At 67.5% G+C, this 14,348-nt stretch carries 11 protein-coding genes; 9 read left to right on the forward strand and 2 right to left on the reverse strand.

The window, feature by feature from the left end; genetic code table 11:
• Positions 1-79: 79 nt before the first annotated feature.
• From ACVOMM_RS16755 to ACVOMM_RS16775, 5 genes are all read left to right on the forward strand, one after another.
• Positions 80-1,255, forward strand: a complete 1,176-nt coding sequence (locus ACVOMM_RS16755; RefSeq protein WP_053518495.1) for a phosphoglycerate kinase — start codon at positions 80-82, stop codon at positions 1,253-1,255.
• Complete coding sequence (locus tag ACVOMM_RS16760) at positions 1,252-1,938, forward strand: HAD hydrolase-like protein (protein ID WP_481526520.1); 687 nt, start codon at positions 1,252-1,254, stop codon at positions 1,936-1,938. The genes ACVOMM_RS16755 and ACVOMM_RS16760 overlap by 4 nt, the downstream gene beginning before the upstream one ends.
• A gap of 143 nt (positions 1,939-2,081) precedes the next feature.
• A complete protein-coding gene (pyk, locus tag ACVOMM_RS16765; RefSeq protein ID WP_481526521.1) occupies positions 2,082-3,548 on the forward strand; it encodes a pyruvate kinase in 1,467 nt (488 codons plus the stop codon).
• A gap of 166 nt (positions 3,549-3,714) precedes the next feature.
• Positions 3,715-4,719, forward strand: coding sequence for a class I fructose-bisphosphate aldolase (locus tag ACVOMM_RS16770; RefSeq protein WP_053518502.1), 1,005 nt, complete (start codon positions 3,715-3,717; stop codon positions 4,717-4,719).
• A gap of 130 nt (positions 4,720-4,849) precedes the next feature.
• Positions 4,850-5,989 carry an ABC transporter substrate-binding protein gene (locus tag ACVOMM_RS16775; RefSeq protein ID WP_065175758.1) on the forward strand — a complete coding sequence of 380 codons (1,140 nt, stop codon included), beginning with the start codon at positions 4,850-4,852 and terminating at the stop codon, positions 5,987-5,989.
• Between the two features lie 74 nt (positions 5,990-6,063).
• Here ACVOMM_RS16775 and ACVOMM_RS16780 read toward each other — a convergent pair whose 3' ends face one another.
• Entirely contained in the window at positions 6,064-6,663 is a 600-nt protein-coding gene (locus tag ACVOMM_RS16780; protein ID WP_053517092.1) for an O-acetyl-ADP-ribose deacetylase, read from the reverse strand.
• 273 nt (positions 6,664-6,936) lie between these two features.
• Positions 6,937-7,896 (reverse strand): cysteine synthase A, encoded by a 960-nt coding sequence (cysK, locus tag ACVOMM_RS16785; RefSeq protein WP_065175759.1) that lies wholly within the window; start codon positions 7,894-7,896, stop codon positions 6,937-6,939.
• A gap of 206 nt (positions 7,897-8,102) precedes the next feature.
• Here cysK and ACVOMM_RS16790 point away from each other — a divergent pair, with 206 nt between their 5' ends.
• The 4 genes from ACVOMM_RS16790 (at position 8,103) to ACVOMM_RS16805 (ending at position 14,243) form a co-directional block, all read left to right on the forward strand.
• Complete coding sequence (locus tag ACVOMM_RS16790; protein ID WP_053517088.1) at positions 8,103-9,086, forward strand: LysR family transcriptional regulator; 984 nt, start codon at positions 8,103-8,105, stop codon at positions 9,084-9,086.
• A 351-nt stretch (positions 9,087-9,437) separates the two neighbouring features.
• Positions 9,438-10,544: an efflux RND transporter periplasmic adaptor subunit gene (locus ACVOMM_RS16795; protein ID WP_065181660.1), complete on the forward strand. Its 1,107-nt coding sequence runs from the start codon at positions 9,438-9,440 to the stop codon at positions 10,542-10,544.
• Positions 10,541-13,666, forward strand: coding sequence for an efflux RND transporter permease subunit (locus tag ACVOMM_RS16800; RefSeq protein ID WP_481526522.1), 3,126 nt, complete (start codon positions 10,541-10,543; stop codon positions 13,664-13,666). Before ACVOMM_RS16795 ends, ACVOMM_RS16800 begins: the two co-directional genes overlap by 4 nt.
• Positions 13,659-14,243: a GNAT family N-acetyltransferase gene (locus tag ACVOMM_RS16805; RefSeq protein ID WP_481526523.1), complete on the forward strand. Its 585-nt coding sequence runs from the start codon at positions 13,659-13,661 to the stop codon at positions 14,241-14,243. The genes ACVOMM_RS16800 and ACVOMM_RS16805 overlap by 8 nt, the downstream gene beginning before the upstream one ends.
• Positions 14,244-14,348 lie beyond the last annotated feature (105 nt).

Raw genomic sequence — 14,348 nt, forward strand, 5'->3', positions numbered from 1 at the left:
CGCCATCCGTTCTGCCGCAGCCGATACAATGACGGTCTGCCGAACGCCGGCACCCCGTCCCTGAGCCCAAGAGTTGCCCATGTCCATCGTCCGCATGACCGACCTCGACCTCTCCGGCAAGCGCGTGCTGATCCGCCAGGATCTGAACGTGCCGATCGAGAATGGCCGCATCACTTCCGAACAGCGCATCACCGCTTCGCTGCCGACGCTCAAGCGCGCACTGGAGCAGGGCGCGGCGGTGATGGTCACCTCGCACCTGGGCCGGCCGAAGGAAGGCGTGTGGAGCGAAGCCGATTCGCTGGCACCGGTTGCCGCACGCCTGTCTGAACTGCTGGGTCGCGAGGTGCCGCTGGTGCGCGACTGGATCGACGGCGTCGAGGTGCAGCCGGGCCAGCTGGTGCTGCTGGAAAACTGCCGGATGAACGTCGGCGAGGGCAAGGATGACGAAGCCCTGTCGAAGAAGTACGCCGCGCTGTGCGATGTGTTCGTGATGGATGCCTTCGGTACCGCGCACCGCGCGCAGGCGTCCACCCATGGCGTGATCCGTTTCGCCCCGGTCGCCGCGGGTGGCCCGCTGCTGATGGCCGAGCTGGATGCCCTGGCGCAGGCGCTGGACGCACCGGCCAAGCCGCTGCTGGCCATCGTGGCCGGCAGCAAGGTCAGCACCAAGCTGGAACTGCTGGCCAATCTGGTGGGCAAGGTCGACCAGCTGATCGTGGGGGGCGGCATCGCCAACACCTTCATCGCGGCTGCCGGCTACAAGGTCGGCAAGTCGCTGTACGAGCCGGACCTGCTGGACACCGCCCGGAAGATCGTTGCCGACGCCAAGGCGCGCGGGGCCGAGATTCCGCTTCCGGTGGACGTGGTCACGGCCAAGCAGTTCCTGCCCGACGCCATTGCCGAAGTGAAGGCCGTGGATGCGGTCGCCGAAGATGATCTGATCCTGGACATCGGTCCGCAGACCGCTGCCCAGTACGCGCAGCTGATTGCGAATGCCGGCACCGTGGTCTGGAACGGCCCTGTCGGCGTGTTCGAGTTTGAAGCCTTCAGCAAGGGAACCGAAGCGCTGGCGCGTGCCATCGCCACGTCCCCGGCATTCTCCATCGCCGGCGGTGGCGACACCCTGGCAGCGGTCGACAAGTTCGACATCGCCAAGGACGTGAGCTACATCTCCACCGGTGGCGGCGCGTTCCTGGAATTCCTGGAAGGCAAGACCCTGCCGGCCGTGGCCGCGCTCGCCGCGCGCGGCGCATGAACCCGGACGACACCCAGGCCGGTTCTGCCCACCCGGCACCGGAAGAACGCGCGACGCTCTTCTTCGACCTGGACGGTACGTTGATCGATTCGCAGGTGGGCATCACCACCTGCATCGCTTATGCGCTGCAGAAGATGGAGCATCCGGTGCCGGCGCGGGAAACGCTGCTGGGCTGGATCGGGCCTTCGCTGCGCACCACGTTCGCGCCGCTGTTCATCGAACCGGCGCGGGTGGAGCAGGCCGTCGGGTACTACCGCGAGCGCTTCGATGCCGAGGGCTGGCGCGAGCACACGGTGTACCCCCAGGTGGAGGACGCCCTGCGCACCTTGCATGCGCGTGGCCACCGCCTGGCGGTGGTCACCGCCAAGAACGAGCCGCACGCGCGCCGGATCCTGGCCCATCTGCCGTTCGGCGGATTGTTCGAGGACATCATCGGCTCGACCCTGGATGGTTCGCGCAGCCACAAGCCCGAGCTGGTCGGCGAAGCGCTGCGCCGGCTGCAGGTGTCGCCCACGCAGTGCTGGATGATCGGCGACCGTCGCATGGATATCGAGGGCGCGCGTCACCACGGCCTGCGAAGCATCGGCGTGCTGTGGGGGTTTGGTGGCGAAGCGGAGCTCACTGAAGCCGGTGCGGGCCAGCTGGCACGCGAGCCGGTCCAGCTGACGACACTGTTGGCCTGATACCGGGCACCCTGCGCCGGCGTATGTCCGGGCGATGTCCGTTACATGTCCCGCAGAGTCAGGCAGCACAAGGTTGTAACCGCATACATGGGGCGTGAAGGATGTGCTAATTTCCGTGCTTTAACGGGAGAGGCCCATTCACCATGTTCGAGCGTCAGCGTCGCACCAAGATCCTAGCCACCCTCGGTCCGGCCACCGATCCGCCGGGCGTGCTGGAGGATCTGTTCCGCGCCGGCGTCAACGTGGTGCGCCTGAACTTCAGCCACGGTGACCCGTCCGGCCAGGCCAAGCGTGCCGCCGACGTGCGCGCCGCCGCACAGCGGGTGGGCGTGGAAGTGGGCATCCTGGCCGACCTGCCGGGCCCGAAGATCCGCATCGAGCGCTTTGCCGAAGGCAAGATCCATCTCAAGGCGGGCGACCGTTTCGATCTGGTCGCCTCGCCCAACGCACCGGCCGGCGATGCCACGCAGGTGGGTGTGAGCTACCTCGGCCTGCCTCAGGACGTCGGCCCCGGTGATGTCCTGCTCCTCGATGACGGCCTGATGCAGCTGCAGGTCGTCGAGGTGCAGGGTGAGCGGATCATCAGCACCGTGCTCAACGACGGGGTGCTGTCTGATCGCAAGGGCCTGAACAAGCAGGGCGGTGGCCTGTCGCTGGGCGCGTTGACCGAGCGCGACAAGGAGCTGATCGGGATCGTCGCCAAGATCGGTGTCGACTTCATCGCCGTTTCCTTCTGCCGCAATGCGCAGGACATGAACGATGCACGCGCGATCGCCGAATCGCACGGCTGCTACGCTGCGCTGGTGTCCAAGATCGAGCGCACCGAAGCGATCGAGAACCTGGAGGAGATCGTCGAGGCCAGTGACGTGGTGATGGTGGCGCGCGGCGACCTCGGCGTGGAAATCGGCGATGCCGAACTGCCGGGCCTGCAGAAGAAGATCATCAAGGCTTCGCTGGCGCAGAACAAGGTGGTGATCACTGCCACCCAGATGCTGCAGTCGATGGTGGAAAGCCCGATCCCGACCCGCGCGGAAGTGCTGGACGTGGCCAACTCGGTGATCGACGGCACCGATGCGGTGATGCTGTCGGCCGAAACCGCTGCCGGTGCGTATCCGGTCAAGGCCGTGGAGGCGATGGCGCGCATCTGCCTGGGCGCCGAGCGCCAGTTCCAGACCGAGACCGACTTCAATGCGTCGCCGCGCAACCTGGAGCGCGCCGACCAGGCCATCGCGATGGCGACCATGTTCCTGTCCCAGCACGTGGGCGTGCGGGCCATCGTGGCCATGACCGAGTCCGGCGGTACCGCGCGCTACCTGTCGCGCTTCCGTTCCAAGGCACCGGTGTTCGCGGTGACCCGCCATGACGGCGCACGCCGGCAGATGGCGCTGATGCGCGATGTGTTTCCGATCAATTTCGACAGCCGTGGCCTGACCCCGCGCGAAGCCGCACGTGGCAGCATCCGCCTGCTGGTCGAATCGGATCTGCTGCAGGCCGGCGATCGGGTGGTGTTCACCAGCGGTGAGCACATGGAAACCCACGGTGCGACCAACACCCTGCGCCTGCTCGAGGTGGGCGAAGACGGTCGCGCCAGCGGTCTGGGCGATCTGTAACCGCTGCGGACCCGGGTCGGAGCCCCACCGGGGCTCTGACCGGAACGGCGCAGGACAGCGCCTGTCCTGAACGGACATTGGAATCGTTTCCAGTCTGGCCTCCACGTCGAGGCCACGGGCTGCGGGGCTATACTTACGTTTTTCCCGCACCCGCCACAGGAAGTACATGAGCATCGAACAGCTGGCTGAAACCGCCCAGGCCATGGTTGCCCCGGGCAAGGGCATCATCGCGATCGACGAATCCACCGGTACCATCGCCAAGCGCTTCGCCGGCGTGGGCATCGAGAACACCGAGGAGAACCGTCGCGCCTATCGCGAACTGCTGCTGACCACGCCGAAGCTCAACGAGCACATTTCCGGCGCCATCCTGTACGACGAAACCATCCGCCAGTCGACCAAGGACGGCGTGCCGTTCGCCAAGTACATGGCCGACCACGGCATGATTCCGGGCATCAAGGTGGACAAGGGTGCGCATCCGCTGGCCGGCTGCCCGGGCGAGCTGGTGACCGAAGGCCTGGACGGCCTGCGCGAGCGCCTGCAGGAGTATTACAAGCTGGGTGCGCGCTTTGCCAAGTGGCGCGCGGTCATCAACATCGGCGAGAGCATTCCGTCGGGCACCTGCATCGAATCCAACGCCCATGCGCTGGCCCGCTACGCCGCGCTGTGCCAGGAATGCGGCCTGGTGCCGATGGTCGAGCCGGAAGTGATCATGGACGGCGACCACGACATCGAGACCTGCTACGAAGTCACCGAAGCCACCCTGCGTTCGCTGTTCGACGCCCTGTACCAGCAGAACGTGCTGCTGGAAGGCACCATCCTGAAGGCTTCGATGGTCATCTCGGGCAAGGACTGCGAAGAGCAGGCCGACGTCGAGGAAGTGGCCGAGTCCACCGTGATGTGCCTGAAGAGCACCGTGCCGGCGATCCTGCCGGGCGTGGTGTTCCTGTCCGGCGGCCAGAGCGATGAACAGTCCACCGCCCACCTCAATGCGATGAACCAGCTGGGCAACCTGCCGTGGCCGCTGAGCTTCTCCTACGGCCGTGCCATGCAGCAGGCGGCACTGAAGCTGTGGGCCAAGGACATGAAGGGCAACTACGCCGCCGCGCAGAAGACCGTGTTCGAGCGCGCCAAGGAAAACGGCCTGGCTGCACTGGGCAAGTGGAACGGTTGATCGGTTCCATCGCAGGATGAACAGGGCAACGCCGGCCTCACGCCGGCGTTTGCTTTTGCGGGTATCTTTTCCGCCTCCCGCGGGCCCGGCCGGCCCGGGGGACACACATGGAAGGCCAAGGAGAAAAAACATGCGTTTGGCAGCAATCACGCTGGCCGTTGCTACGGTCCTCGCCGCAGGCGGTTGCAACCGCTCCGGCAGCAATGCGGATGTGGGCAAGGCCCCGTCGCTCGAGTTCGACAAGCCCGTTTCCGGCGAGATCACCTCGCGCAGCGGCATCAATTTCAATGACGGCAGCCACCACCAGCTGTACCAGATCACGCTGGAGGACAAGCAGCTGGTGGGCATGAAGCTGACCGGTGCCCTCAGTGGCTCGATTGCCGTGTTCAACAATGGCAGCCTGGTCGCCAGCAGCCGCACCGGCTATGAGCGCAGCGGGGATGTATCGCTGGCGTTCCGCGCCAACGGTGCCGGCACCTACCAGGTGGCGGTCAACGCCGACAGCCCGACCGCCTACGGCCCTTACCGCCTGCGGGTGGAGAAGCTGGTGCCCTACGACGGCAAGCCCATCGCAGGCAGCGGCGAAGTCGTGGACATGCTGGTTTCCGGATCGCAGGACTACACCCTGCAGGTGGACAAGGCCGGCCTCTATGAGGTCAACCTGTCGTCCGATGCGTTCGATACCGTGCTGAAGCTGAAGGGCGGCGAGATCGACGCGGAGAACGACGATGGCGGTGACAGCACCAATTCGCGCCTGTCGCTGCCGTTGCAGCCCGGCAAGTACACGCTGGGCGTGCGCGGGCTGGACGACGATGCGTCCGGCACCTTCAAGCTGACCGTTGCCCGCACCGAGCTGCCGGGCAACATCGTCGAGCGCGACGGTACCCAACTGCCGCAGTCGGGCAGCGTGTTCACCATGCTCGACAGCGAAGGTCGCCGTCGCTTCCTGCTGACACTGGAGCGTCCGGGCGACGTTCGCCTGGATGCGATCTCCGGTCAGGTGGACACCGTGCTGCGTGTGGTCGGCGGTGACGTCGAGCTGGTCGACGACGACGGCGGCAACGGCACCAACGCGCGTCTGCAGGAATCGTTGCCGGCCGGTCATTATACGGTCGATGTTTCCAGCCTCAGCGACGAGCAGGGCCTGGTCGAGGTGCGCGTGCAGATCGATGGCGCCAGCGCTGCCGGCGCCGCGGCGTCGGCGGCCCGCGCAGCGGCGGATGCGGCGGCCGTGCCGGATGACGCCGCAGTCGACGCGGCCAGCCGCTGACGCGTCCAGGGGCACTGCCGCAATGAAAAGGCCGGGCATTGCCCGGCCTTTTCTTCAGTGCCGCCGCCCCGTGTTCAATGCGCGGCAGCGAAGCCGGTATCGCCCAGTGGCGGCAGCAGCGTGCCGCGCACTTCGTTGTCCGCGTTCTGCCCGGCACTGGCCAAGGCCTGCTGATACGCCTTGGCCGTGGCGGTATTGAAAGCAACCAGCACGATCCGCATCGGCTGTGCATGGCTGCGTTGCCACGCCAGGGTTTCCGTCACGGCGATCTGCGCGGCCTGGTACAGCGGATAGCCGTACACGCCACAACTGATGGCCGGGAACGCGATCGACTGCACCCCGAGCGATTCGGCCAGCTGCAGCGATTTCCAGTAGCAGTTGGCCAGCAGCGCGGGTTCATCGCGCAGGCCGTCGTGCCAGACCGGGCCCACCGTGTGCAGCACGTGCCGCGCCGGCAATGCATGGGCGCCGGTGGCGCGCACTTCACCGGTCGGGCAGCGCACGCCTGGGCGCAGTTCCGGCAGTTGCCGGCATTCGGCCAGCAGGCCGGGGCCGGCGGCACGGTGGATCGCACCGTCCACTCCGCCGCCGCCCAGCAGCGATTCATTGGCCGCGTTGACGATCGCATCCACCGCCAGGGTCGTGATGTCGCCCTGCCACACTTCGATCTTCATGCGTCCGTCTCCTGCCTGTCGGATGTTCCGCGCAGTACCTGCGGCGGCTGTACCCAGCGTAGGGGACAGGCCATCGATGCTGCGTCATGACCGTCTCACGCGCTGCGATCCGACGGTCTTCACGCACGATGGCGGTCGCCACCTTCACGCAGGCTGAAGCAGAAAGGGGTCAGAGCCTTTTCCGTATGCAAAAGGCTCTGACCCCATGTTTCCGAGGTGCGCCGGCAGGGTCAGAGCCCTCTCCCGGACGGGAAAGGGATCCGACCCTGTGCATCACGGCAGGCCGGCCAGCCAGTCGTCGTCGGAACCTTCGTTCACGTCGGCGAACAGGGGCGTGGAGAAGTAGCGCTCACCGGTATCCGGAAGCATCGCCAGGATCACCGAACCCGGCTCGGCGCGGCTGGCCACATCCAGCGCGCTGGCGACCGTGGCGCCGGCGGAGATGCCGACGAAGATCCCTTCCTCGGCGGCCAGCCGGCGCGCGGTGGCGATGGCGCGTTCGTCGTCCACGCTCAGCAGCTCGTCCACCACGTCGCGGTTGAGCACGTCCGGCACGAAGTCCGGCGTCCAGCCCTGGATCTTGTGCGGCTTCCAGTCATCGCCCTTGAGCAGCGCGGCGCCGGCTGGCTCGGTGGCGATGATGCGGGTCTGCGGCCGTGCGACCTTCAGCACCTCGCCGACACCGGTGAGGGTTCCGCCGGTTCCCCAGCCGCTGACGAAATAGTCCAGGCGCCTGCCGGCGAAGTCGCGCAGGATCTCCGCCGCCGTCGTGTTGCGGTGGTAGGCCGGGTTGGCCGGATTGGCGAACTGGCTGGCGAGGAACCAGCCATGCTGTTCGGCCAGTTCGCGCGCCTTGCGCACCATGCCGCTGCCACGTTCCGCCGCCGGGGTCAGGATCACCTTGGCGCCGTAGGCACGCATCAGCTTGCGGCGTTCCACCGAGAACGTCTCGACCATGGTCGCCACGAACTTGTAGCCACGGGCGGCGGCCACCATCGCCAGCGCCACGCCGGTGTTGCCCGAGGTGGCTTCGACGATGGTGTCACCCGGCTTGAGCAGGCCACGGGCCTCGGCGTCGAGGATGATCGCCAGCGCCAGGCGGTCCTTGACCGAACCGCCGGGATTGAACGACTCGACCTTGGCGTAGAGGCTGACCTGCGGCGGCGCCAGGCGCTGCAGCTTGACGATGGGGGTGTTGCCGACGGTGTCGAGGATGGAGTCGTACAGGGCCATGGAAGCGCTCCGGAGGCGGGGCCACGCCAGGACGGCGGGCGGAAGAGGGAGGGCTGGCTGTTCACGCCAGCGGCTGCCGGCTGACCGTAGCGCCGGCATATGACGCCCGGAAATGACCAGATGCCTTTCTTAAACAACCTTTGGTTATAAGCTGGTGACGGCAATTGACCCTAGAGTGGACCTCCGCCCCTGCTGCCTGCCCGCCCATGACGCTGACCCAGCTGCGCTATCTGGTCGCCATCGCCGACGCCGAGCTGAACATCACGCTGGCTGCCTCGCGCGTGCACGCCACCCAACCCGGCCTGTCCAAGCAGCTCAAGCAGCTGGAGGACGAGCTGGGCTTCCTGTTGTTCGTACGCAAGGGTCGCAGCCTGGAGTCCGTTACCCCGGCCGGTACCGAGGTGATCTCCCGCGCGCGCGCCGTGCTGGCCGAGGCCAACAACATTCGCACCTACGCGGCCAACCAGCGCCGCGAAAGCCAGGGCCAGCTGATCCTGACCACCACCCATACCCAGGCGCGCTTCGTGCTGCCGCCGGCGGTGGCGGCGATCAAGCAGGCGTATCCGCAGGTCAGCGTGCACCTGCAGCAGGCCGCCGAAGCCGATGCGCTGGATCGGTTGAACCAGGGTGATGCGGACATCGCCATCATCAGTACGGCCGGTGGGGAGCCTGGCGATGGCATCGCCGTACCGTTGTTCCGCTGGCGGCGGCTGGTGGTGGTGCCCAAGGGCCATCCGCTGGATCGCGCGGGCCGCGCACCGGACCTGGCGGCGCTCGCCCGCCAGCCCCTGATCAGCTATGAATCGTCCACGCGCCCGAACTCGTCGCTGCAGCGTGCCTTTGCTGCCAACGGGCTGGTTCCGGATCTGGCGCTGACTGCGCTGGACGCCGATCTGATCAAGACCTATGTCCGTACCGGCCTGGGTGTGGGCCTGCTGGCCGAAATGGCGGTCAGTTCCCTCGACGAAGACCTCAAGGCATGGCCGGCACCCGCTCCGATCGCCGAGTGCATCGCCTGGGCGGTGCTGCCGCGTGACCGCGTGCTGCGTGATTATGCGCTGGAGCTGGTGCATGTGTTGGCGCCGCAGATCGATCCGCGGGACCTGCGCCGGGTACTGGACGGCAACCAGGTGGCCGCGTGGCCGCTGCCGCCGACCTGGGAATCGCTGACCCAGACCATCACGGTGTGAGGATGCTCGGGCAGGGCTGCGCCCTGCACCTGCGAAGAACTGTCGCAACAGCAACAACGCGGCCAGGCCCCGATGGATCGGTCGCGGAGAGGAACAACCGGATCGGATCCCCGCCAGGATCCGACCCGGTCCGACGCCCTCCGCCGGACCTGTCCGACTCTACGGCAGCAGCACGCCCAGCGGTCGCCCGGATACATCCCGACATACGCCGACACCGCCGCACAGACCCTTGCATGGAACGGGTTCAGGCCGCTATCGCGACGCCGGTTCCACGCCGGTAAACGCTTGGCATATACCGCCTTCGCGGGGGGATGCCTACACTCGGCGGCCGTGGATCAATCAGGACCGTTCATGTTGGCTCGTATCGCTTCGACCCTGGCCCTTGGCCTCAGCCTGGCCGTCCTGGCCGGGTGCGCAGGCAAACAGGAGGCCGCCGCGCGACGGCAGGGGGAAGCGGTGCCGGTCACCGCGCAGATCGTGCAGCCCACGCAATGGAACGACACCCTGCAGGCGCTGGGTACGGCCAAGGCGCGGGAGTCGATCAGCGTCACCGCCAAGGTCAGTGAGATCGTTGAGAAGGTGCACTTCGAAAGCGGCCAGCAGATCGCTGCGGGTGCGCCGATCGTGACTCTGCGTGGCCAGGCCCAGGAAGCGGCGCTGGTGCAGGCGCAGGCCACCTTCCACGAGGCCGACCAGCTGTACCGCCGGCAGCGCGAACTGGCCACGCAGCGGTTGGTGTCCAGCGCCACGCTGGATACGCAGAAGTCGATCCGCGATGCCGCCGAGGCCCGTGTCGCGCAGATGCAGGCCGACATCGGCGACCGTCGTGTGCGTGCGCCGTTCGCAGGTGTGCTGGGTATCCGCCAGGTCAGCCCTGGCACGCTGCTGACGCCGACCACGGTGATTGCCACCCTGGACGACATCGAGCGCATGCACGTCGATTTCCAGGTGCCGGAAGTGGAACTGGCCGCGCTTTCGGCGGGCGACAAGGTCAGCGCGACCAGCGTCGCGTGGCCGGGGCGCACGTTCGAAGGAGAGGTCACCACCATCGATGCACGTATCGACCCGGCCACCCGCGCGGTGACCGTGCGGGCCGACTTCGCCAACGCCGACCATGCGCTGCGCCCGGGCATGCTGCTCGATGTGCGCCTGTTCCGCCCCGAGCGCCCGGCGCTGGTGATCCCGGAGATCGCGGTGGTGCAGGTGGGCCGTGACAGTTTCGTGTACCGCATCGGCGCGGACGACAGCGTCGAGCGCGTGGACGTGGTCACCGGCGCGCGCCGTGCCGGCGTGGTCGAGATCAAGCAGGGGCTGGCCGCCGGTCAGCGCATCGTGGTCGACGGCACCGGCAAGCTGCGCCCGGGTCTGAAGGTGGCCGCCCGTGATGCGGCGCCGGCCAGCGGTGCCAAGCCTGCCGATGCGCCTGCGCCGGTCGCGACCGAGGAACACGGCGGATGAAGCTGTCCGACGTTTCCATCCAGCGGCCGGTGTTCGCCGTAGTGATGAGCCTGCTGCTGCTGGTGCTGGGCATCATGTCCTTCACCCGCCTCACGCTGCGCGAACTGCCGGCCATCGACCCGCCCATCGTGTCGGTCTCGGTCGACTACACCGGTGCCTCGGCAGCGGTCATCGAAAGCCGGATCACCCAGGTGCTGGAAGATGCGCTCGCCGGCATCGAAGGCATCGATACCATCAACGCGCGCAGCACCAACGGCCGCTCGCAGGTCAGCATCGAGTTCACCTCCAACCGCGATATCGAGGCCGCGGCCAATGACGTGCGCGATGCCGTCAGCCGGGTTGCCGACCGCATGCCGGAAGAGGCACGCCCGCCGGAGATCGCCAAGGTCGAGAGCGATGCCGATCCGATCATCTGGTTCAACATGGTCTCCTCGACCATGGATACGCTGGAGCTGAGCGACTACGCCGACCGCTATGTGGTCGACCGCTTTTCCAGCCTCGATGGCGTCGCCCAGGTCCGTATCGGTGGTCGCCAGCGCTATGCGATGCGCATCTGGCTGGACCGCGATCAGCTGGCTGCGCGTGGACTGACCACCGGTGATGTGGAAACCGCGCTGCGCAACGAGAACGTGGAACTGCCCGCCGGGCGCATCGAATCCACCGACCGCGATTTCACCCTGCGCGTGGAACGCAATTACATCAAGCCCGAAGACTTCGCGACCATCCCGCTGGGCAAGGGCAGCGACGGTTACGTCGTGCGCATGGGCGACGTGGCGAAGATCGAGCTGGCGTCGGCCGAGCGCCGCGCCTATTACCGCAGCAATGGCGAGCCGGGCATCGGCCTGGGCATCGTCAAGACCTCCACCGCGAACTCGCTGGACGTCGCGCGCACCGCGCGCGCCGAAGCCGAGCGGGTCGCGTTGACGCTGCCCAAGGGCACGCAGATCTTCGTTGCCTTCGACAACACCACCTTCATCGAAGCGGCCGTCGATCGCGTCTATGCCACATTGGTGGAGGCGATGATCCTGGTGCTGGCGGTGATCTGGCTGTTCCTCGGCAGCTTCCGCGCAGCACTGATTCCGGCCGTGACGGTACCGGTGTGCCTGGTGGCCGCATTCATCGCACTGTACGCGTTCGATTTCTCGATCAACCTGCTGACATTGCTGGCGCTGGTGCTGTGCATCGGCCTGGTGGTCGACGATGCGATCGTGGTGGTGGAGAACGTGCAGCGCCGGATCGATCTGGGTGAGCCGCCGCTGGTGGCGTCCAAGCGCGGTACCGCGCAGGTGGCCTTCGCGGTGATCGCGACCACCGCGGTGCTGGTGGCGGTGTTCCTGCCGGTCGGTTTCCTCGAGGGCAACACCGGACGCCTGTTCCGCGAGCTGGCGGTGGCGCTGGCCGCGGCCGTGGCGCTGTCCGCGTTCGTGGCGTTGACGCTGACACCGATGATGGCCTCCAAACTGCTCAAGCCGCATACCGGGCAGGCGCCGCGTGGCCTGCATGGCTTCGTCAACCGCAACCTGGAGCGGCTGGCCGGCACCTATGGCCGCATCCTGCAGCGCCACGTCGATCGCACCTGGATCTACCTGCTGGTGATGGCGGCGGCATTGGCTGCCAGCTGGCTGCTGATCAAGGTGCTGCCCTCGGAACTGGCGCCAGCCGAAGACCGTGGCTCGTTCCAGATCATGATCGACGGCCCGGAAGGCGCAGGCTACGACTACACCGTGCAGCAGGTGCAGCAGGTCGAAGCGATGCTGGCGCCCCACGTCGGAGCGGACAAGCCGATCGTGCGCGCCAACCCGCGCGTGCCCGGTGGCTGGGGCGCAAGCGAGGAAATGCACACCGGCCGGGTGAGCATCTTCCTGCAGCCGTGGCGCCAGCGCAGCGAAGGCACCCCGGAGGTCGCCAATGAGCTGCAGAAGGAGCTGGACACCATCCAGGGCGTGCGCGTGCGCACGCAGGTCGGCGGTGGCCTGGTCCGCAGCGGCGGCCAGCCCTTCCAGATCGTGCTGGGAGGCCCGGAGTACGCCGAGATCGCGCAGTGGCGCGACCGCATCCTGCTGCGCATGGCCGACAATCCCGGCCTGGTCGGCCCCGACTCGGACTACAAGGAAACCCGCCCGCAGATGCGGGTGAACATCGACCGCCAGCGCGCGGCCGACCTGGGCGTGCCGGTCACCGCAATCGGCTCGGCGCTGGAAACGATGATGGGCTCGCGTCGCGTCACCACCTTCGTCGACAACGGCGAAGAGTACGACGTGCTGGTCCAGGCGGGCCGCGACGGACGCGCCACGCCGGCCGATCTGGCCGCGATCCGCGTGCGTGCCACCTCCGGTGAGCTGGTGCCCTTGTCGAACCTGGTCACCCTGAGCGAGGTTGCCGAGGCAGGCACCTTGAACCGCTTCAACCGCCTGCGCTCGATCACCATCAGCGCAGGCCTTGCGCCGGGCTACCCGTTGGGCGAGGCCATTGCCTGGGCACAGAACGTCGCGCGCGAGGAGCTGCCGCAGTACGCGCAGGTGAACTGGAAGGGCGAGTCGCGCGAGTACCAGAGCGCGGGCGGTGCGGTCCTGCTGACCTTCGCCATGGCCCTGCTGGTGGTGTACCTGGTGCTGGCCGCACAGTTCGAGAGCTTCATCCATCCGCTGACGATCATGCTGACGGTACCGCTGGGCGTGCTCGGCGCGCTGGTCGGCCTGTGGTTGAGCGGGGGCACAGTGAACCTGTTCAGCCAGATCGGCATCGTGATGCTGGTCGGCCTGGCGGCGAAGAACGGCATCCTGATCGTCGAGTTCGCCAACCAGCTGCGTGACGACGGCCGCAGCGTGCGCGAGGCCATCATCGAATCATCGATGGTGCGCCTGCGTCCGATCCTGATGACGTCCATCGCCACCGTGGTCGGCGCGATTCCGCTGGTGGTGGCCGGTGGACCGGGTTCGGCGAGCCGTGGCACGATCGGTATCGTGATCATCTTCGGCGTCACCCTGTCCACCTTCCTGTCGCTGTTCGTGGTGCCGGCGTTCTACGCACGCCTGGCCCCGTACACGCGCTCGCCGGAAGCAGTGAAGCGCGAGCTGGAAAAGCAGGAAGCAGCGTCGCCCTCGGTGGGCGGGCATGCCTGACCGTCGCGCCGACGGGGGCGGATCCCTTTCCCCGCAGGAAAGGGCCCCGACCCCAGTGCTGCGCGGCGACGGTTTCCAGCTGCGTCCATGGCGCGGCGGCGACCTCGAATCGCTGCTGCGTCATGCCAACGATGCCGAGGTGTCACGCGGCCTGCGCGATCGCTTCCCCTACCCCTACACACGTGAGGACGGTGAGGCGTTCCTTGCCGGTCGCGTGTTGACCCCGGGCACCCTGGCACTGGCCATCGAGATCGACGGCCAGGCCTGCGGCAGCATCGGTGCCCAGCCGGGCGTGGCCGAGCGTGGGCATACCGGCGAGCTGGGCTACTGGCTTGGTCGGGCGTACTGGGGGCGGGGCATCATGACCCGCGTGGTGGGCGTCTTCGCGCCGTGGGTGATGGACGAACTGCGCCTGTTCAGGCTTCAGGCCACCGTGGTGGACTTCAATCTGGGGTCGGCCCGGGTGCTGGAAAAGAACGGTTTCCAGGAAGAGGGCGTGGAGCGCTGCGCCATCTACAAGCGCGGCACCCTGCATGACCTGCGCCGGTTCGCGCGGGTGCGCACCGAGCTGCCCTGAACGGAGCCGGGGGGGGGGGGGCGCGCGCCCCCCCCCGGCACGGGGCCGCCCGCCGCGCCCCGCCGCCCCCGGCCGCCCCGGCGGCCAGGGCCCACACCGGCACGA

The organism is Stenotrophomonas sp. STEN009, assembly GCF_056760395.1.

Coding starts and splice junctions, on each gene's coding strand:
- ACVOMM_RS16755 (WP_053518495.1), top strand. CDS start 80: ATGTCCATCGTCCGCATGACCGACCTCGACCTCTCCGGCAAGCGCGTG.
- ACVOMM_RS16760 (WP_481526520.1), top strand. CDS start 1,252: ATGAACCCGGACGACACCCAGGCCGGTTCTGCCCACCCGGCACCGGAA.
- pyk (WP_481526521.1), top strand. CDS start 2,082: ATGTTCGAGCGTCAGCGTCGCACCAAGATCCTAGCCACCCTCGGTCCG.
- ACVOMM_RS16770 (WP_053518502.1), top strand. CDS start 3,715: ATGAGCATCGAACAGCTGGCTGAAACCGCCCAGGCCATGGTTGCCCCG.
- ACVOMM_RS16775 (WP_065175758.1), top strand. CDS start 4,850: ATGCGTTTGGCAGCAATCACGCTGGCCGTTGCTACGGTCCTCGCCGCA.
- ACVOMM_RS16780 (WP_053517092.1), bottom strand. CDS start 6,663: ATGAAGATCGAAGTGTGGCAGGGCGACATCACGACCCTGGCGGTGGAT.
- cysK (WP_065175759.1), bottom strand. CDS start 7,896: ATGGCCCTGTACGACTCCATCCTCGACACCGTCGGCAACACCCCCATC.
- ACVOMM_RS16790 (WP_053517088.1), top strand. CDS start 8,103: ATGACGCTGACCCAGCTGCGCTATCTGGTCGCCATCGCCGACGCCGAG.
- ACVOMM_RS16795 (WP_065181660.1), top strand. CDS start 9,438: ATGTTGGCTCGTATCGCTTCGACCCTGGCCCTTGGCCTCAGCCTGGCC.
- ACVOMM_RS16800 (WP_481526522.1), top strand. CDS start 10,541: ATGAAGCTGTCCGACGTTTCCATCCAGCGGCCGGTGTTCGCCGTAGTG.
- ACVOMM_RS16805 (WP_481526523.1), top strand. CDS start 13,659: ATGCCTGACCGTCGCGCCGACGGGGGCGGATCCCTTTCCCCGCAGGAA.